Source organism: Actinosynnema sp. ALI-1.44, assembly GCF_001984155.1.
Taxonomy (GTDB): domain Bacteria; phylum Actinomycetota; class Actinomycetes; order Mycobacteriales; family Pseudonocardiaceae; genus Kibdelosporangium.
This window is the reverse complement of record NZ_MTQO01000054.1, coordinates 845,235-864,662: the sequence shown is the minus strand read 5'-3', so window position 1 is coordinate 864,662 and position 19,428 is coordinate 845,235. Positions and strand designations below refer to the sequence as shown.

Below are 19,428 nucleotides of genomic sequence, written 5' to 3'. Positions count from 1 at the left end.
CGGTGAGGCCGGATATCTTCATGACGACGAAGGAGGGTCCATGGCGTCCCCACGGCGGAAGTCCGAGCGCCAGCCGCTGGCCGACAAGATGTACGAGGTCCTGCTCGGGCAGTTCACCGACGGCCGGTGGACCGCGGGCGAGCCGGTCAACATCGGCGCGCTGTCCCGTGAACTCGATGTCAGCCAGACGCCGCTGCGCGAGGCCCTCGCCCGGCTCGAGCACACCGGCCTGGTGCGCCGGGAGGCGCTGAAGGGCTACCGGGTCGCTCCCCTGCTGACCGAGTTCGAGCTGACCAAGCTGATGGACGCCCGCCTGGTGCTGGAACCGGCGATGGCGTACGAGGCCGCGCGGCGCACGACCCCGGAGTTCCTTGACGAAGTGCTCAAGGCCGTCGACGAACTGGCCGCGCTGGACAGCGCGGTGTTCAGCGACTACTGGAAGGCCGACGAACGTTTCCACATGCTGATCGCGGCACAGGCGGACAACCCGTTCCTGGTGACGGCGTACAAGTCGCTCGGCGGCCAGGTCCAGCGGTTCCGGTTCTTCGCGACACTGGGCTCGGCGCGTGGCGCTCCCGGGCTCGCGGCCGAGGAACACCGCGCGGTGCATGCCGCGTTGGTCGCGGGCGATCCGGACGAGGCGTCAGCCAAGATGCGGCTGCACATCGAGAACGCGAAGGCCCGCGTGCTCAGCGATCGGGCCGCCGTGGCGAGCTCGCTCAGTCGGTGACGGGCCTGCCTTCGCGGTGGAGGTCGGCGACCATCTGGACCACGCTGATCCGGAGGTGGAGCTGTTTGGTCCGGCCGTCGAGGACGACGTAGAGGACGTCCTCGCTGTGCCTGTACACGGTTCGGCGCTGCAACCGCCGCGGGTGCGTTGGGCGGTATGTCATGGCCAGCTCGGTTGCGACAGCCCGCGCGTGGTCCCGGCTGTCCGCCGTTTGGATCGGTCCCAGCATTCAGACTTACGCGTCCTGACCGGACTGGTTCTGTTCCACGAGCGCGGCCCACGGGCCGGCGATCTCATCCACAACGGGATTCTGGTGGACGGCGCCACACGCGGGACGCTGTCCAGGACCACTTGACCGAGCGTCGGAAGACGAGTCTCTGCGACAATTGATCACCCCGCGCAGGCTTCAGAACGCGTTGTTCACTGCGCCACGAACCTCACTCGCTGTCGCAGCAGCTCCCGTGCGGCGGTGAGGTCCGCGAGCCTCGATGCGAGTGTCGCGTTGGCGAGGCGGGGCGGCAGGGCCTCGGAGAACTTCAACCCGGCCAGTGCACGCTCATCGATCTCTGGCAGGCACAGTCGGTCGGGTGCTTCCTGCACGCCGGCACGCCACAACTCATGAGTCAAGTCGTCCCTCAGCCGGACTGATACGTCGTCGAACCGCTGTTTCCCGTCGACAAGCCCGTTCAGCGTTGCGGCGAGCGTGGCGTTTGCTCTGAACCCGGCCCAGGTCCACCAACGCACGTCAGCGCCGTCGCGAGTGATCACAGTTCCCGCAGGATGAACGGTGCGATACCGCTCGGCTCGCAAGTCAGCCAACACCTTCTGTGCCCGCTGCGACAACTGAACGGATGGGTCCTCCCCAAGAAGGACATCACGTGCAGCTCGGGCGAGCTCGAAGGTTGTGCCGCCAATACCCGGTGTCAACCACCGCGCTCGGCCACCGGAATCAGCCGACTCGACAAAGCAGCGCCGCCGCTTCCAGTCGATCCAGGTCACCTTCCAGCTTCGGCCGCCCAGCAGCAGCAATCGGGGACCGTCCACCTTCTCGGTCAGCAGCGCGGGATCGGTGCGTCCGATCTCCCGCCGCCCCTCGAACACGGTGAACTGGGGCGGCGCGGTGAACACCGCGGTCATGTCCATGAAATGCCGATGCCCGAATCTGCGCTCGGCCTCCGGCCCGACGAACATGTGCGGACCGTCGCGTTCGATGAACCCGTTGTCCAGCAAATGCCGAAGGATCGGCTCTGCCCGCTGGTCGAAGGGCGCCAGATCGTTCCATGCCCGCGCCCAGGATTGCTCATCCACCGCGCGCTCCTGCAGACACAACGCGAGGATCTGCTGGGCAACGATGTGACGTGGCTCCGGCGGCGCGGTGACCGGTTCGACATAACCTCGTCCCCATAGCACGAGCAATGCCGCGGCCCACAGCAACGAGTCTTCACGAATCGCCAGGAAGAGACAGTTGCGAGTGCTTCCTGGGCGGCGTCCACTGCGCCCCAGGCGCTGTAGAAACGATGCCACCGAAGTGGGCGCGTTGATCTGAATGACGCGGTCGAGATCACCTACGTCGATTCCGAGCTCGAGTGTCGATGTCGACACGATGACGCAGTCGCGGGCGTCGGCGAACGCCTGCTCGGCTTGGCGTCGTTCGTCGACCGACAACGAGGCATGAGATAGGAAAGTAGTCACGCCGCGAAAGCGAAGGGCTGCGCCGATCTCTTCGACCAGTTGCCGCGAGTCACAGAACACCAGGCGCTTCTCGCCGCGGTGCAAGGCAGCGATCACGGTCGCGGCATTGTCCACCGAGCCCACGTAGTCCAGTTCGATCTCGCCCGGCGGCGGGATGCCGACCACGCTCTCGACTCCCGGTGCGACGACTACCCCTGGCCGAACCACCCGGCCCGATCCCTGCAACCAGTCCAGCAGCTCCGGCGGATTGCCCACTGTCGCGGACAATCCGATCCGCTGGATCGACTGCCCGGTAATCCGGCTCAGTCGTTCAAGGACGGCAAGGAGATGCCAACCGCGGTCGTCTCCAGCGAAGGCGTGCACTTCGTCGACCACGATGGCACGTACCCCTGCCAAGAACTGCGCGTGATCCACGTTGACGCTCACCAGCATCGCCTCCAGCGATTCCGGCGTGGTCAGCAGGACGTCAGGGGAATCGCGCAGGATCCGCTGTCGCGCTGATCCCGTCAGGTCACCGTGCCAGAGTGCTACTCGCCGCCCCAACCACGCGGCATACCCCTCAAGGCGAGGAAGCAGGTTGTTCAGCAACGCTTTCAGTGGACAGACATACAGCACCGACAGACTTGTCCACTTCTGCTCCTCCATCTCGGTGAGGACAGGGAAGAACGCCGCCTCAGTCTTGCCACCGGCGGTGGGGGCGAGGAGCAACGCATCGTTGCCGTCGGCGATCGGACCGATCGCTTCCTGCTGCAGCGGGCGAAGCGTCCGCCAGCCCAGGGTGTTGACGACGTGATGCACGAGGACGGGGTGCAGCCGGTTGACCGCTCCGGTCACGGCAGATCCAGGTCGACTTCACCCGCGCTGGTGGCCACGGCGCGCTCTCCCGCAGTCAATTCGCTCGCGGTCACGGTCAGAGCATAGTCCTCACGCGGATTGAAGTCAGGGAAGTCGTCCACCCGGTCGAGGACGTCGGCGACCAGCTTGCGGAGGAAGATGCGCGGGGCCACACCGACCCTGCCGCCGAGCTCCCCGGTCAGTGCTCGCGCAAGCACGTCGATGTACGAATCGTCGACCAGAGCAGTGACCCGGTCCGGATGACGCGCTGCGCCGACGTACAGATCGCGAACTTTCCGCCCCAGCTCGCTGAGCCGGTCGACATCGAATCCGGGTAGCCGCAGTTGGACCGCTCGTGGCGAGTCGAACCGTGCGTCGGTGGTGAAGTCGGTCGCCAGTCGCTGCGCAAGGGGAGGCAGTCGCTGAACGCCTTGCTGGCCGTCGAAAAACGCGGGAGTGCCTGTCAGGATGAGGAAGAGTCCGGGAAACCTGCCTGCGTCGATCTCGTCGAGCAGTTGGCGCAGCGCGTTGAGTCCCTTCTCCCGAACATCGCCGCGGACACGCTGGAGTGTTTCCGTCTCGTCCAGTACGAGCAGAAGTCCCGGATGACCACAGTCTCTCAGTACGGCGAGCAATCCCTCGAGGAAGCCCAACGCTGCGAAATGATCGAGGTCCCCGCGAACCCCTGCGGCACGTCGAGCGGAAGCCGCTACCGATTTCTGTCCACCGAGCCAGGCGATGATCGCCTCGGCGGTCGCGCTGTCACCCGCGTCGACCGCCTGCCGGTAGCCGCGCAGAGCTGCGGCGAAAGCAGGTGTGGTACGAGCCACTTCCGCCAGTCGCTGCTCAAGCAGAGCGTCCACCGCGACCGCCAGACCGGCTTGGTCGTCAGCCTCGACCTCCCCTGCTTCGAGGACCTGCTCCTCCAGGGTGTACAACCACGAGTCGACGACGGCCCGCAGCGCGCTCGGGCGATGAGTCGCCGTGGCCAGCCGTTCGGTGAGCCGCCGGTACACGGTTTCCAACCGGTGTAGTGGAGTTTCCGTCTCTGAAATCTGGATTTCCGAAGTCGCCAGACCACGCCGTTTCGCGTGTTCCGCGAGCCAGCGGGCGAAAAACGTCTTGCCCGCTCCGTACTCGCCACGCACCGCGTGGAACGCCGCTCCACCGCGGGCAACAGTCGCCAGGTCGTCGCCCATCGCCGTATCGAATCGTTCGAGCCCGACGGCAAGCAGGTCCAGGCCGTTCTGAGGTACGGTTCCGCGCCGTAGGGCGTCGATCACCTCACGGCGTCGAACCTCGCTGACCACGGTCATTTCGCCCGCACTCCAAACTGCACCAACAGGACTTCCCGATCCAGCTTGACCCGGCTGCCGCCGTCCAGCAAGGACAATACGGGGTACCCATCGACGTTGAGCAACCGTTGCAACGTCGCCGCGAAATACTCGGGACGACGGGCGCCGCGGCCTGCCACTGCGGCGACTGCGGCGAGCGTGAGCACACCATCAGCTTCCAGCAGAGCATCGATGATCGCGGCGACGATCGGCCGTTCCGGAGGATTCCGAACGAAGCCGCGTTGCGCACCGTATACGTCTGTTGCGACCACTTGCGTTCCGAGAGAGTCGGCTGAGGTGCCCGGCGACTCCACAGTGAACAGCGGAACAGCGTCGACTTCCGGTTTGGGCTTGCGATCCTTCACGGGCTTCGGCACGGCCAGCACAGGTACCGGACGAGGACTCCACCATTCCGGCTCGGCATTTTCCTTGGGCAGAACGTGCCAGCCTATCGGAAGTTGTTCCAGTGAAGGGAGAATCACCATGACAGGAACGGTCATCTCGGCAAGTGACGCACCACCGTGATAGCCCGCTTTGCGTGCCGTATACCGGATGTCCTCACGCCATGGCATCACGAGTTCACCATTGCCGTATACCGCGCGAGGACCGGTGACTGCGATCTCACCCGCGCCCGGAACCCCGGTTCGCCATCGAGCGGACTCGATTCCGGTCGCGGAGGTCGAGCTGTTGCCGGGTCGGTCCAACACATGTCCATGATCGGACACGAGGACCACCGGTCGCCCGTATGCCCGGGCAGCGTCAAGCAACTCCGGCAAGAAGGTGACGGCGTTGAGGGACCAACCCGCGCGGTCCCCTTCCTGTCCATGGTCCAGTGCGTCGTCGATCGTGTTGAGGACGACACCGACCACGATCTCGCTCTCGGACAGCGCGGCCACCACCTGGTCAGCCAACCGGTGACCGGCATTGCCAGTGAGGTCGCCCTTGTGGAAAAGCACGGCACCCGGACGGCGTCGTTTGCGCCAAAGGCCGGCGAACCCTTCCTTTTCCCTGGCTTGATCCGCAGCCTGAGCCTCACCGGTGAGCAGGCTGGCACGACTGACCCTGGTCACCGAAGGCAGTGCTGCGACGGCGGCAACTCGCCGACCAGCCACCGGCGTCACCTCAGTCCACACTCGACCAGTCAACTGCTCACCCAGCTCCACGGCAACCGCGGCGCTCATCCCGTCCAGGACGACGACCAGAGGCGCTGCCTTTCCCGCGACCGGAACCGCGATCTCGGTCAGCACCTGTTCGACCAGTAGACACTCACCGCTGTTCGTGGCAGTCGCGTGCTTGGCCCAACTCGCCAAGCGATGTGCGAACTGCTCATCCAGTTCGTCTCGGCGAGCGCGCACCGCGTCGTGCAAGCCGCGATACGCCTGCCCGATGGCGGGGTCGCTCTCGGGATCGCCAACCGACAGAGTCGTCAGCGCTCTGTCGACCCAGGCCCAGATCGTCATCTGCCATTCCACGCCCGCGGAAACCGAATCGATCGCGGGCGTCGGCATGCGCCACCATCGAGCCAGCCGGACTGCCATTTCAGCCGCGGATACTCGCTGGTTCTCCAATCTGGCGAGTACGTGATCCCGAACAGCGGAAAGGGCGGACTCAAGATCGTCGTCTCCGTGCCGAGAAGAGCCGGGCAGAGCGGCAGCAAGCGTTCTCAGCCGACTCATGAAAGTTGAGGGCAGGAACCGGTTGTCGACGAGTGCATCGGTGAGGTGGGCCTCGGCGGCAATCCGATCGGCGCGACGCAGAACCTCGAAAACACGATGGCGAGCGGCTTCGTCGTTCCGGTTCGCCGCTTCGCTCACCCACCGTTCCAACGCCCCGGACACGGCATCGGTGAAGGTTCGAAGCTCCTCGCCACGGGTGCCACCGAGCAAACTACCGAAGGCGAACGCGGTGTCCACGGAAGCACCTGGAGCTGTCACGGCCGAGCCGACGATCCCAAGCGGCACCGCATCGCTCGCGCGTCCGTCGGCGACCAGGCGCATGACCACAGCGGCTACCTCACCGACCGTGTCGACCAGCCACTGCACCAGACCGTCCCGCTCGGCATCCGCCAGAGACTTGAACCGGCTCGGTCCGTCGGGGTCGCGGGACCATTCAAGCAATGCGCCCGCGTCCAGGGCGCCCTCAGCGGGGACGCGACCACCGAGCCGGGCGCCGATGAGCGCGCGAACTGCGCTGTCTCGTGTCAGGATCGAGCCGTTTCGCGGCCAACCGTCGGATGGCTCGGCGTCCAGGAGTGCATCCACCAGCCATGTGTCCCGCCGAATGCGGGCGTCAACATCCTTCGCGCCGAATCGCTGAGCCACGATCTTCGCCCTGTCGACCGTGCGAGTGGAGCGCCCGATCGCATAGGCACGCAAATCCCAGCCGAGTTGGTCGTCGGGCACGGTCGTCGTGACGACCAGCAGATCCTCGTCGTCAACGTGTCGCCGTTCGTGCTCCTGCCAGGCCTCGACCAGACCGAGCACCGAATGCTGGTCCGCGACGTGAACGCGGCGACGCCGTGCCCCGGCAAGGACTGGAAATTCCGTCACGGTGTCGACATAACGGCCGTACACCAGCAAGAGCCTGCGTTCACCAGCGTGCGGCAGCCAGTCCTCCACCATGGCTTCGACGATCCGGCGATCCACCGGCGGCACGTTCATCCGGCGGTATCCTCTCCGGCACCGTCGTCGCTCACCACTGACCAGGTCACCTCGAATTCAGTGCCAGGGTGTTGCTGGGCATAGGCACGGATCTCGCCGTCCATGTCGGCAATGAGTCGAGCCAACGCCTGGTCAACCGCACTTGCGCTGATCCTTGCCCTGCCGTTGCCTGCAGGGCCGCCATGCCCTGCGGTGGTCGCCACCACCGTGGAGCCCTGCCCCGTCGCGCTCGGCAGGGGCCCCCGCTCAGTCGTGGACTCCGGTTCCCGTGTGGTCGGTGTAGCCACGGCAGCCAGCCGAGCAGCTTCGTTGACCAGCGCCACCGCCCGGCGGCCGAGACCGTCCAGCACCGGAACGAGATCGCGGGTGAACTGGTCTGCCGCCGCTGTGGCGGCCAGGTCGTCGACCAGGCTTTCGGCTCGGTTACCGACCATATCGCCGCGGCCGGTGAACGCCCGTACGGAATCGAGCAGCGTCCATTCGACCCGTTCCAGTGCGTCGAGAACGGCCGGAGCGGAACTGATCGTGGCGGCCAGCACCTCGTCGGTCGTGTCGTAGTCGGCCGCGACAAGCTCCTGCACCAGCCCAGTGGAGTCACGCGCTGCGGTCAGCCTGGCGAGCAGGTCGGCCGCATCGCGCCCCGAGGTGACGCGTGGCACCTCCGTTTGCTCGGCGATGCCCAGTGCCGCGCCGTGTCGATCCATCGCACGCCGGACACCGGTGCATGCGCCCTCCAACTCCGCGGCCTTCTCACGTATCTCGTCCGCCAACCGGTTTACGTTCCTGGTGAACAACGTCTCCGGAATGTGCAGTCCGAAAAGGACTGAGGCACGCATGCGTGCCGTCGCGAACTCGTCCGCGGTGGGCAGTTCCTGCGCGCGCAGCGCATGGCCAGAGCCGATCTTGTCCAGATCAGGAGCCTCCCGCAGCGGCGAACCGTGCAGTATCCAGGCTCGGTCGGCGAGCAACGCGTAGGTCGCGATGATCAGGTTCGAAACTGCCTTGTCCAGCCCGGTGTAACCAAGCTCTTCGACCCAGACGCGAATGTCCTCGACGCGGTAGTCGCCGGTCACTCCGCGCTGAGTGGCCGCCTGCTCGATGCGCCGACGCCACTCGGTGGACACGTTGAGTGGACCGTCGGACACCTCGCCCAGTTCGAGCGGATGCACGATTCGCTTGACGAGCGGGAGCAGGGTCTTGTCGACGACGACTCGGCGCTGCCCGTCCTCCATTGCCCGGGTGATCCAGCTCAGCACAGTACGCAGATCGCCGACCGTGATGGCCTTGCGGTTTCCGCTCGGATCGAAGTTCGGGTGCTTGGGATACAGAACATCGAACAGTCCGTCGGTCAGCGCCAGCGCGTTGTACTCGAAACCGGCGCCTCCGGCCAGCCTCGGTTTGTGCCCGGGCTGCAGAGACAGAACGTGCCCGTCTTCGCCGACCTCCTTGCCCACAGTGGACTCTTCGGCCGCCGCGATGCCATAGAGCTGGCGCAGCGCGGCGGACAGCTGCGACTCCAGGTTGTCCCGCTGCGCCTGGAGCTGATGCTTGATCTTGACCCGGTTCTCCTCGGACATCGTGCCCGCGAAGTCGGCCAGCCGGTCGCGTTCGAGCAGATACTGGATCTTGAGCAGTCTGCCGAGCTGTGCTGACTTCTGCGGCGAGAAGAAATGCGGAATCCACACCAGAGTCGGCGCGCTGACGCCTTCCCTGCGCAGTTTGCTCACCCGCGCGGCATCGCTGAGCGGAGTCTGGTCGGCCTCGTCGAACGGATAGTCCAGGATGACCCGCACCCGCCCAGGCACAGTCGGGGCGAACTGCATGTCCGGCAGATCCCGGCTGTCACGGACATTGGCGAAGACGAACTCGGCAGTACGCCGTGTCCCCTTCCACACGATTTCGCGCTCGCAGACGAAGTCCTCGGTGACACGCACGCCGAGCTGGCTCCAGAGCTGTTTCTTCGTCCAGATCCGGCGCGCTCCGAGCGTGTCCTGTTCCCCCACATCGTCCAGCAGAGGCTCGATGTCCAAGTCGGACAGCTGAAGCCGGAAAACCGGGTCCTCGTCGCCTTCTGAGCGAAGTTCACCGAACTCGGCCTGCATGTCGCGGAGCCTGCTGACCACCATCGACCCGGGCGAGACCGTACGCGACCGGATCGACCCATGGTTCAACGCGGCGAGTCGTCCGCCAGTGAGCCGTGCCAGCGCGGGGACATTTGGAGCGAGCGCGGCGAGTAGCAGCGTCTTGACGAACCTGTCCATGGCAACGAACTGGGTGCTGCCTTCGCCGTAACGCTGCTGCAGGTACGCACGTGCCTTGACGTAGAACCGATGTCCGTCTTCGGCGCTCTTGCGAAGCTTGTCGGTGAACGCCTCCCCTGTGCCGTCCGCGAGCACGTCCCATAGGTCGCCGAGCGGGATCAGCTCACCGACCTTCATGTCTGCGCGCCGCCGGTACAGCATCTCCTGCAGAAGCTTCAGGCCAGTGCGTTCTCGCTGCAGTGCACCGGACAGCGCCACCAGCACGTTCAACAGCGCGGGCGAAAGCGGATACACCGCGCGGAAGTCCTGCCAGTCCGCCCCGGTGGCACCACCCGCGTCGAGCAGGACGTCCCGGTCCGCGGCCTTTGTCGACTCGATACCGGCAAAAGCCTGATCCAGGATCTCGCGCCCGCCGGGCAAGGGCTTGAGCACGCGTTCCTTGATGATGGCTGGCAAGTTGCGATCTTCCAGCGAGACCGTGTCGAATCGCTCGGCCAGGTAGTGCAACTGCGCTTCGAGGTTCTTCACCTCCGAGCCGGTGACGTCCTCACCGACCAGCTTGGTCAGGTCACGCTGCCGGGAGATGAACGAGACGATGGGCAGTACCCGGTCGGCGTCACCGGATTCGATCAGCTTGACCAGCTTGCTGACCTGGGTGTTGACGAATTGCTGGTTGGTCATGTTGCCCTGGAGCCAGAGGATCAGCTCGTCGAGGAACAGGATCAGCCCGTCGTAGCCGAGGTCGCGTGCGTGTCGGCTGATCACCGTCAGACCGTTTTCGAGCGGGATGAACGCCGCCGCGTCACCGGTCGCACCGCGGATGTATGACGACATCGGGCCGGATAGCAGCGCGGAGATCAACGCGTCGCGCACCGGATCACCGGCAGGGGCTGTGAACGCGCGGTCCAGCTCGGCGCTCGTCCATGCGGAGATCTGCGCCCCTTCGATCACGTCAAGGTCGTCGACGTCACCGGCACCCGCGGTGGACGGAGCGCTGGTGCCGATCCAGTCGGCGAACTGCTTGTCATCGTTGAGGAATTCACGCTGTCTGCGTGCGTCTGCGAGCATCGCGTCGGCCTTGTAGACCGGAGGAGTCGGATGGTCGGGGTGTTCCTTGCGGACCCGCGCGACGTATCCGCCGAGGATCGCGGAGTCGATGTCGCTGGCGCCGACCAGGTGGTAGGGCACCATCAGGAACTTCTTGCCGCGCAGCCACTCGTCGTGCTCCGCGATCACAGGCTGCAGCCCTGGCTTGGCACGCGCCGCCGGGTGCCCGTTCAGGACGGCGTGCAGAACAGTGAGGAAGTGGCTCTTACCGGAACCGAACGAACCGTGCAGGTACGCGGCATGCGACGCTCCGTCGCGCGTTGCCGCCCGAACGACATCCAGCGCGTCGTGGAAGGCACCGCGCAGCTGGTCGGTGACTACGTACTCGGACAGGCGAGCTTCGACGTCGGTGAAGCCACCGGTCAGCTCGACTTTGAAGTCACCGGCGTGCACCGATTTCGGGAGGTCGAGGACCTCGCGGAGGTACTTGTCGCTCACTGCTCGTCCTTTTTGCCGCTGCTCCGGCCACGCCGGGCGGGTTCCGGCCGCCATGCCTTGAGGTCGTCCTCGGTGAGCTGGTGCTTGGTGCGCTGCTCGTCCAGGAACGCCTGGTACTCGTCGGCTGGGACGCCGCCCCATTCCTCGTCTTCTTCACCGTGCCACTGCCTGACCCACGGCATTATCTCGGCCAGCCCGGCGAGCAACGGGGTGAGCCTGGTCGTGTCCCAGCCTGCGTCCGTGGTGCGGTCGTTGACAAGGTCGACCAGAGCTTGGGCCTGGTCTTTGTGGTCCCAGCCTGCCCAGCCGAGGAGGAGAGTCGGGTCGGAGTCCGGGTTGGCGTTTGGGTAGGAGATGAACCGCTCTTTCGGCACGTCGAGCTTGCCGCGCTGCTGCCAGTAGCTTGTCTTGCGGAAGTCTGCTGAGGAGTACTTCGGCGGTACCGGGATGTCCAGGCGTTGTCCGGTGCGGTCCTCTTCCCGCTGCTGCTCCCAGACTTCTTCCCACTGGGCGCGCTTACTCAGTCCGCTGTCCTTGTAGCGCAAGACTGCCAGGTGGGGGACGTGCTGGTCAGCGACGACTCGGTCCAGCACCTGTGCCAGTGTGAGGTCGGGTTTGCCGAGGTGATCGGTCGCGTAGAGCTGTGCTACCGAGTGCATGTCTTCGTCGTTGCGGAACGCGTCGGCCAGTTGATTGATAGTCAGCGGGCGCGGGTGCTCGAAACCGTCTCGCATCCCGAACCAGATGTCCCGTTGCTCGCAACGGTCAAGGAGCCAGGTCCGCAGCGCTTCGGCTTCCTTCTTCTCCCATGGTTCGGATGACCAGCGTCGCTTGCACTCCGGTCGTTCGATGAGCGCGATGTCCCGCCGCTTCTCGATCGTGTCTATCCGGGCCTGGACGATGTCGCGGTACCAGCCGGGCCAGTGGGCGGGGATCTCGGTGATCGGTGTCGACCTGTGTCGTTCGAACCAGGCCGTCTCAGCTTCACCCGCTACCACTTTCCGGGCCAGCACGATCTCGAAGGCGCGCTCACCCAGTTTGATCTCCGGCAGGCTTTCGTGATCTTTCGCCACGAGCTGGGCTCGTTCCGCGTCGCCAATGAGACTGTAGGAGTGGTAGACGTTCCAGTCGAGCTCTTCCTGTGTGGCGATCATCCGCCCACGGATCCGCTCATGGTCAGCCCGCGCCGCATCAAGTCGGTCCCTGGTCGGAGCTGCCTCAGCCGCGATGGCTGTAGGAGCCTGCGCGGCGAGTCGCTGGGCCATGAAGTCGAGCGCACGTCCGAACTCAAGTGGGAGCGCATCCGGAAGCGGATACTCCTGCAGCTTTGTACCGGTGAATTCGTACCGCTCTTCCCACTCTTCGTCTTGCAGGCCACGCCCGAGCCCGCTACCGCCCTTCCCCTGGCTCACCTGCTTTAGCCAGAAGCAGGCCGTTGACGAGTTCAGCACCCCCAGCAACGCCATGTGCTCATCCTCACTCGCCCCCTTCGGCAACTTGATCACCGGAGCAGATCGGTTGAACACCTTTCCGCCACGATCCAACACAAAATTGTTATGTGTAGCCACAAAAGCAAAGGCAATCAGGCGACTAGCCGCCCATCGATTTGGATGAAAGTCTGAATACACAAACCAATCAATTCCTCGGTCACTATGATAACCGGACAAAGCTCGCCTACGGAGGAGCAACACCCGGTTAGGCCATAGGTGACGACCAGACTGTTCAGTTAGCCGAGAATTTTGACCATCAGCGGTGTAGGGAAATACCGTAAAATCACCAACAGAGCTCACCCAGTCTCTCACATCGGCACCAATACCGAACGCGCACACTGCGTCCATCAGCCCCAATCGGCGAGCGGCAGCTAACGGCAACACATATGCATCGTCCTCACGAGTCAAGGCCAAGAAGCCGATGAGCTCTACACTATCCGCCAGTTTACGTGTCGCCACCCCATTCAAAGCGCGGAGAATTTTATCCGCACCACCACCACTCAGCGACCAAGGGTGTTCAGCAAACTGCACCCTAACCACATCGTCTACCGATACCCACTGGGATTCGCTTCCCGGTTTTTTGACCTGGCTTGTAATGGCCGACCACACCAGCCCTTCGGCAGGAATTTCGGGCTGCCTTGGCTCGCCACGTACCCCAAGAACTGCTCGGATCGGATCGTTTGAGCGGCCAATATGATTGCGGCCGACCAGGATCACCGTCGGCGTTCCATGGCCAGGAATATAGGCGCCTGAGGTGTCGATGATATGCGTGAGGTGGACTTTCTGGGCGAAGTAGTTCTCGATCAGCTTCTTGCCGAACTCACGTTTCATGAATGAGTTCGCAGTGATCTGCCCGACATGACCTGCGTTGCGATCCGATCCGTAAGCAGGAATAGCGAGGTCGAACAGCCGCTTCACAAAGGGCACCGACAGAGCATACGTCCCCGAGCAGACATCCTTGTAGGAGGCTCGATAGTTTTCGTTCTCCCGATTGTCCTTCACAGTGATATAAGGCGGATTTCCGACGACCGCGTGATACGAGGATCGACCGAGCAAGTCACAGGAGCGCACATACTCGTTCACGTCCTCGGTGACATAAGTATGCGCCTCCTCGGTTTCGAACAGTTCTTCCTGAATTCCTGGGGCGCCTCGGCCGTGGATCAGTGAGTCTCCGACCGCAATGTTGATGGGGAACTCCGGCGCACGGTCCAGCCGCGTGGTTTCTGCCGCCTTGAGCACCTCAACAAGCATCCGGAATCGGGCGATCGACGCGGCAAACGGGTTCTTGTCGCAGCCGTGCACCGATCCCAACGTCCGTTGAATCAGTTCCCAGTCATCGGTGCCAGGTTCGGTCTCCCGCCACTTTGACAGCACCCGGCGGAAGATGCCCAACAAGAAGTGCCCGGAACCACATGCCGGGTCGATCGTGCGCAGGCCCTTCAACCCGAATTCCTCAACCGCGGGCTCCAGGGTGAGATCGAGAATGAACTCCTCGACGAATTCCGGGGTCTGCAGGAGGGCGTACTTCTTGCGCGCATCCTCGGACAGGTCCTGGTAAAGGTCGCCCAGAAACCGAGTGTCCCAACCGGTGAAGTCGTAGCGAATCTCGCCGTCATCACCACGCCGACGCCAGAACTGAAGCAGCGCCGCCGCAGCCTCGAACGAGGGCGTGATCTCCCACAGCGGGTTGTGCTGCCGGTCGAACAGCCCGGCTGCTGTCGGGTGAGCCGACGCGAGGTGGTTGAACGACTCGACGATCCAGTCGCGGTCGTTGTCCTGCGGGCGTTCACGGAAGTACGCCTCGTGCCGTTCCTCAGCGTCGGCTAGCCGCTCACCCGGTCCGGCGATGAACGGCGCCGCAATCAAGCCGTTGTCCTCGCAGTACCGGACAAACACCATGCCCAGGATCCAGGCCGCCGCTACCTGGGTGACGCGTTCCTTCTGCCACGACCCGTACGTCGCCGCCGTGCGTTTCGCCTCGAAAGCCTGGTCGTACTCCGCGCGTAGCTGCTTCGCGAACTCGGGCTCCTCGTCGCTGCGCGCCAGCAAGTCGCCTTCGAGCACGGTGACCTGCTTGCGAAGGTCCTTCACCAGTTCCTGCAGCTTGGCATCGAGTGCCACCATCTACCGCATCCCTCTCCACAGATCCGTCATGCCGCGCCTGCCCGCAAAGTCGTCAGGAACTCGCTGTTCAGGATGACCCGTTCGGCCTCACCGAGCACCTCGACCAGTCTGGTGTCCAGGTGGGGTGCGTCCAACGCAGAGTCAGCGGGACACAGCAGCCACAGTCCGTGCGGGGCTTCGTGTGGTCGTCGAGCCGCGTTCTGGAGCTCGGTCAGCAGGGTGCGTCCGCCTTCGTCGAAGTAACGCCCGAGCAGGCTCGCGTGGTGCAGGAACAGCACACTGTCCGATCCCGCGAGCTCCAGCAGCCGGTGCCGAACCCGTTCCCACGCGGTCGCCACGTAGGACGCCAGGCCACGGGAGACGTCGCCGGTCTCGGCAAAGCGGGCATCCAGCTTTCGCACCTTGTCCCAGTCCTGGTCCCGCTCGGCGACAAGGGCCTGGAACTCCGACAGGAACTCCTCGTCCACGTTGACCGAACGAAGGGGATGGTTGGCCGCGAGCGCCTCCGCCGCGCCGGGCAGGTTGGCTCCGCGCAGGGTAAGAGCGAGGAACCCGCCTTTCTCCACCGCAGAGGCGAGCTTCGCCGCCACGACATCCCGGGGGTCGATGCCAGCCGCGCGCAGACGGCCGTGTCCACTCATCAGAGTGCTGGACGAATCGGCCACTCTGGACAGTTCCACCGCGGGTGGCCGGAACTTACGCGCCGACGTGTCGTACTCCAACGGGAAGCCCGCAGCGTGCAGAGCTTCCTCCAGACGCACGTGGGTGAGTCGCTTGCCGAAGTCGACCGCGGGGAAGCGTGCGCGCACCTTGGCCAGCAGGTCTTCCATCGTGATCCCGGGATCACGCCGGACCCCGGCGGCGGCTTGCGAGATTCGCAACGCGCGCACCAAGTCGAGTTCCCGGGGATACAGCTCGAGCCGCGGTGACGCAGCCGCATGAGCGGACATCTCGGCGGCGAGCTCGACCAGACGGGTGTCCGCCTGCGAAGCGAGCCCTTCCGGTGAAGTCACAGACCGCAGTTCTCGGACAACCACACCACGTCCAGGCAGTGGTTCGGTCTGCACCAGCTCGTCCGCGCGCTGGCCCAGCGCGACGGCGTAGTCGGCGAGCTCGGGCGCACTCGGATCGTCTGAGCCTGCCAATGACTCCAGTGCGATGAGCACACGACGGCCACGACGAAGAACAGCGAGCCGTGGCTGCTCATCAGGGTCGTCGGACTTCGTGCCGACCCACCCCTCTGTGTCCACCGCAGCCCGCACGACTGCCATCGCATGCGCCGCCGCGCGCTGAGCGTCTTCTTCGACAGAGCCGTACCGGGCTCGCACCGCATCGGCGAGCTCGCCCGCGGCCATGATCCGGCCCGCCTGTGCGACCAGTGCCACAAGATCGTCCCGTACGTCGGCCAGCCACGGCTTGGCTGCCCACTCCTCTGCCGCCTCACGGTAGTTCCGGGAGACCGAACTCTGTTTGATGCCCAGTTCGTCAGCGACCTCCGACTGGGTCGGCCACGCCTGTGGCACGCCGCCCCCGCTGGGCAGACCCAGCATGCGGCGTACCGCATCGGCTTTCCTCGAGCCCCGTCGATTGACCTCCGGCACCAGGAGAGCGGCAAGGTCGTCGACAGTCTGTTGCCCCTCGCCAGACAGAGCGGGTCGCTCGGATGCGGTGCCACGGAGCAACGCCTGAGTCCACTGCTTGTGCCGACGATTGAGTTCCTTGCGGACCACCATTCCCGCGCCACGGGCCTTGGCAATCTGATAACGCTGGATATTGAGCAGCTCGCCCACCGTCGCCGCACCGAAGGACTGCGCGACCGACACCGCCCGTGGAGACAGACCTGCAGCCTCAAGAGGAGTGTCGAGCTTGGCGGCCGCTGCGTGTGCGTCGCGAGTCTCGTCGAGCGTTGCCTCGTCGATCCCTACTGTTCCAGGCGTGGTGACTGGTGACGTAGCGTCCGCTGCCGTGAACACCGCCCGCCAGGCGTCCTCCATCTGCCGGAACGTGTCGAACCGATGGTTCACGTCACGGTGAAAGGCGCGCAGGAAGAACGCGATCAGCTCGTCCCGCAGCGCAGGCTCGAAAAGGTCGGCCGCCAGGCCGGGGGCCTCATCGGTGGTCATTCGCGGGTCGGTCATCCCGTCGCCCCACACCGGCCGCTGCCCTGAGGCCATCTCGTGCAAGGTCACTGCCGCCGCATAACGCTCGGCGTGATCGTCGAACGCCGGGCGGCGGGCGGTGTCCAGGAACGGGTCGATATATCCGCGCGTGCCCGCTTTGACGTCCCGCTCCGGTGCGTCGGCGAGCGAGAAATCGAACAGCATCAGCTGCGTCGATCGGTCCACCCGCCGGCAGACCCCGAAGTTGTCCGGCTTCAGGTCCCGGTGCCGCACCCCTTTGCCTGCGAGCTGATCGAGCGCGGTGAACAGGTCACGCCCGTACCGTTCGAGATAGTGGTAGCTGAGCTTGCCCTCGGCTCGCAGCAGCTCGCCCAGAGTCCCGCTCTCCGGGTCCGCGCCACCCGCGTACTCGAGGTCGAGCACGGTACGACCAGCCAACTGCCTTGGCGGTTCGAGCAGCTTGATGACCACGCCCCCACCGACCAACTCCAATGCGTGTGCTTCGGCGTGCAGCCGAGCCGCCTTGGCTTCGTCGAGAGCGACTTTGAGAACCCGGCGTTCGACGTGGGGATCGCCGTTGTCGTCCTCCAGCGTGCGGGTGACCAGCAACGCGCGAGCAGTCGCTCCGGTGCCCAGCACCCGTTCGACCGTCCACTCGGAATCGAGCAGTTGGCCCGCGGACACTGTGAGTGGATCGGCAACAGCCGCTGTCGCCGACGGCAGCGCGTCGCGTTCGGCGTTGTCCAAGCGCTTCAGAAAGACGTCCGCCGAGCCCATCCGATCTGCCACATCGGCTCGAGTGGCGTCGAAGACCAGCGCGTCGAGCTTGTCGGAGATCCCGTCCAACACGGCGTACGGATGCAGGCCCTGGCTTTCGGTCAGCCGTTCGATCAGCCCACTGCGCTGTGTCGCGGGCGACTGCCCAGTCAGGATGAGGTACGCCAGCGCACCGAGTCCGAAGATGTCGAGGTCAACCGGGTCCGCGTAAGGCTGGTCGAACTCGGGAGCAAGGTAGACCTCGACAGAGCCGGCGAGGTGTTCGGCGTTCAGCAACGAGTTGCCGAGCGAGGTGAGACCGGTCGTGTCGAAGTCACGAGCGGCTGCTTGCCAGTCAATGATGCGCAGCACTGGTTGGGCACCGCCGTCACGTGCCGACACGTAGACCGACCGTGCGGACAGGGCCCGATGGTAAAGCGATCTGCTGTGGGCGTACTGCACGGCTTCGGCCAGCTGACGCACCATCTCCACCCTGGTCTCGGTGGTCAGTCGCTCGCCGAACACATCAAGGTACGAGTCCAGCCGAAGGTCCGACTCACGATGGTGGAACAGAATCGCCGGGCCACCCTGGTGGTCACGGATCTGCACTGCCTGTGCGATACCCCGGTGGGCAACGCCCTGCAGGAGCTGGTACTCGCGGCGCGCGGCCCGCTCGACGGACAGACGTCGTTCCTCGGTCGCCTGCTGCTCAGTCAGGTAGATCCGGACCCGGCCCTGCTCACGCACTATGCCGGTTCGCTCGGCGAGACGGTCTTCCCAGGTGGGACCGGCGTCGAGGACATCGGAGGACAGGGTCCACTCATCGTCGAACCGCAGATGTGCGGTGGCCGCGCGGATCCCGATCTTCGCCAGCAGTCTGGGCAGGTCACGGCTGGAGAAGTCCTGGGTGATCCGCCGGTTCCCCTGTTGCTGCGGTTTGGCCAGCAGATCACGCCAGATCCACGGCAGCCCACTGTTCACCTCGTCACGACCGTAGACGTTGGTGCGCTGGACGGCGTCCAGTTGGGAACGGAGATCGGTCGCGGACAGGAAAATCGCGGGCTCGACCCGAGGGATGTGGGAGCTGATGTTCAGCTGCTTGGCCGCCCACTCGAGCCTGGTCTTCAGTTCCTTGCACTTCAGGTCGGTCAGGTGCAGTGGATTCCGCAGCGTCCGGGTCCGGCTTGAGGTGTTGTCGTGGAATCGCCAGGTGTCACTGTTGCCGACGACGCGTCCGGGGTGTCCCTTCAACTCGACCAGGTAGAGGCCACGGGGGACAGCGATCAGCAGGTCGCACTCGTTGACTCTGCCGGATGACGCCGTGAAAGAGAACGTGGCCCACGCGCGATAGGGCTCAGCCTGCGGCATCAACCGTTTGACGTGGTCGAGGCCGTCCTGCTCCCACGGGAACGGCGACGGCCGTTCCTGAAACCACCGCTTCACCGTGGGCGGCGGGCCAGGCTTGGGCACCGGCTGTCGACCGTTCGGCAACGATCCCCTCCTTCTCGGTCGTTGCGCACCAACGAGTGATCGTAGTGGTCGCTCGCCCGTACGGGACTTCCCGCTACGGCGGAACCAACTCGTTCAGGGGAAGATCACCCGCACGCGCTATTTCGAGATGACGGGCCGCCACGTTACCTCTGCCGCGGTTTCTGAAGACACTCAATATGTCAGCCGGAGCCGTGAGGCGGGAATCGACGAAGCAAAGATGCCATCCGGTGACCGAATGCTGTCGTTGACAGACTGTAGGAACGCGAGTCCCTGCTCGACGGTCGGGGTGAGTGCCTGGCCGTTGGCGTTCTCCGAATCCGGGACGCCGAATCCAACTCCGGCGCGGACCCACTCGACGCACGAACCGGTGTCGGCCTGCGGTCACCGTGGA

Annotated in this window: 8 protein-coding genes; 1 reads left to right on the top strand and 7 read right to left on the bottom strand. The window is 64.9% G+C overall.

What is annotated here, in order from left to right; translation table 11 throughout:
- The first annotated feature begins 40 nt into the window (after nucleotides 1-40).
- Nucleotides 41-730, top strand: a complete 690-nt coding sequence (locus ALI144C_RS50885; RefSeq protein WP_076994471.1) for a GntR family transcriptional regulator — start codon at nucleotides 41-43, stop codon at nucleotides 728-730.
- Here ALI144C_RS50885 and ALI144C_RS56140 read toward each other — a convergent pair.
- The 7 genes from ALI144C_RS56140 to pglW form a co-directional block, all read right to left on the bottom strand.
- The gene (locus ALI144C_RS56140) at nucleotides 720-893 is read right to left on the bottom strand and encodes a hypothetical protein (protein WP_168211548.1); all 174 of its coding nucleotides are present in this window, start codon (nucleotides 891-893) and stop codon (nucleotides 720-722) included. The genes ALI144C_RS50885 and ALI144C_RS56140 overlap by 11 nt on opposite strands.
- 257 nt (nucleotides 894-1,150) lie before the next feature.
- Nucleotides 1,151-3,256: a DEAD/DEAH box helicase gene (locus ALI144C_RS50875; protein ID WP_076994469.1), complete on the bottom strand. Its 2,106-nt coding sequence runs from the start codon at nucleotides 3,254-3,256 to the stop codon at nucleotides 1,151-1,153.
- Complete coding sequence (brxD, locus tag ALI144C_RS50870) at nucleotides 3,253-4,572, bottom strand: BREX system ATP-binding protein BrxD (RefSeq protein WP_076994468.1); 1,320 nt, start codon at nucleotides 4,570-4,572, stop codon at nucleotides 3,253-3,255. Before brxD ends, ALI144C_RS50875 begins: the two co-directional genes overlap by 4 nt.
- Nucleotides 4,569-7,250 carry a BREX-2 system phosphatase PglZ gene (pglZ, locus tag ALI144C_RS50865; RefSeq protein WP_076994467.1) on the bottom strand — a complete coding sequence of 894 codons (2,682 nt, stop codon included), beginning with the start codon at nucleotides 7,248-7,250 and terminating at the stop codon, nucleotides 4,569-4,571. The genes brxD and pglZ overlap by 4 nt, the downstream gene beginning before the upstream one ends.
- Nucleotides 7,247-11,110 (bottom strand): PglY protein, encoded by a 3,864-nt coding sequence (locus ALI144C_RS50860; RefSeq protein ID WP_076994466.1) that lies wholly within the window; start codon nucleotides 11,108-11,110, stop codon nucleotides 7,247-7,249. The genes pglZ and ALI144C_RS50860 overlap by 4 nt, the downstream gene beginning before the upstream one ends.
- The gene (gene pglX, locus ALI144C_RS50855) at nucleotides 11,053-14,670 is read right to left on the bottom strand and encodes a BREX-2 system adenine-specific DNA-methyltransferase PglX (RefSeq protein ID WP_076994465.1); all 3,618 of its coding nucleotides are present in this window, start codon (nucleotides 14,668-14,670) and stop codon (nucleotides 11,053-11,055) included. Before pglX ends, ALI144C_RS50860 begins: the two co-directional genes overlap by 58 nt.
- A gap of 26 nt (nucleotides 14,671-14,696) precedes the next feature.
- Nucleotides 14,697-19,037, bottom strand: coding sequence for a BREX system serine/threonine kinase PglW (gene pglW / locus ALI144C_RS50850; RefSeq protein ID WP_076994464.1), 4,341 nt, complete (start codon nucleotides 19,035-19,037; stop codon nucleotides 14,697-14,699).
- Nucleotides 19,038-19,428: the final 391 nt, after the last annotated feature.

Bases quoted from the DNA above. Each gene is read 5' to 3' on its own strand.
- ALI144C_RS50885 (WP_076994471.1), top strand. From the start codon at position 41: ATGGCGTCCCCACGGCGGAAGTCCGAGCGCCAGCCGCTGGCCGACAAG.
- ALI144C_RS56140 (WP_168211548.1), bottom strand. From the start codon at position 893: ATGACATACCGCCCAACGCACCCGCGGCGGTTGCAGCGCCGAACCGTG.
- brxD (WP_076994468.1), bottom strand. From the start codon at position 4,572: ATGACCGTGGTCAGCGAGGTTCGACGCCGTGAGGTGATCGACGCCCTA.
- pglZ (WP_076994467.1), bottom strand. From the start codon at position 7,250: ATGAACGTGCCGCCGGTGGATCGCCGGATCGTCGAAGCCATGGTGGAG.
- ALI144C_RS50860 (WP_076994466.1), bottom strand. From the start codon at position 11,110: ATGGCGGCCGGAACCCGCCCGGCGTGGCCGGAGCAGCGGCAAAAAGGA.
- pglX (WP_076994465.1), bottom strand. From the start codon at position 14,670: ATGGTGGCACTCGATGCCAAGCTGCAGGAACTGGTGAAGGACCTTCGC.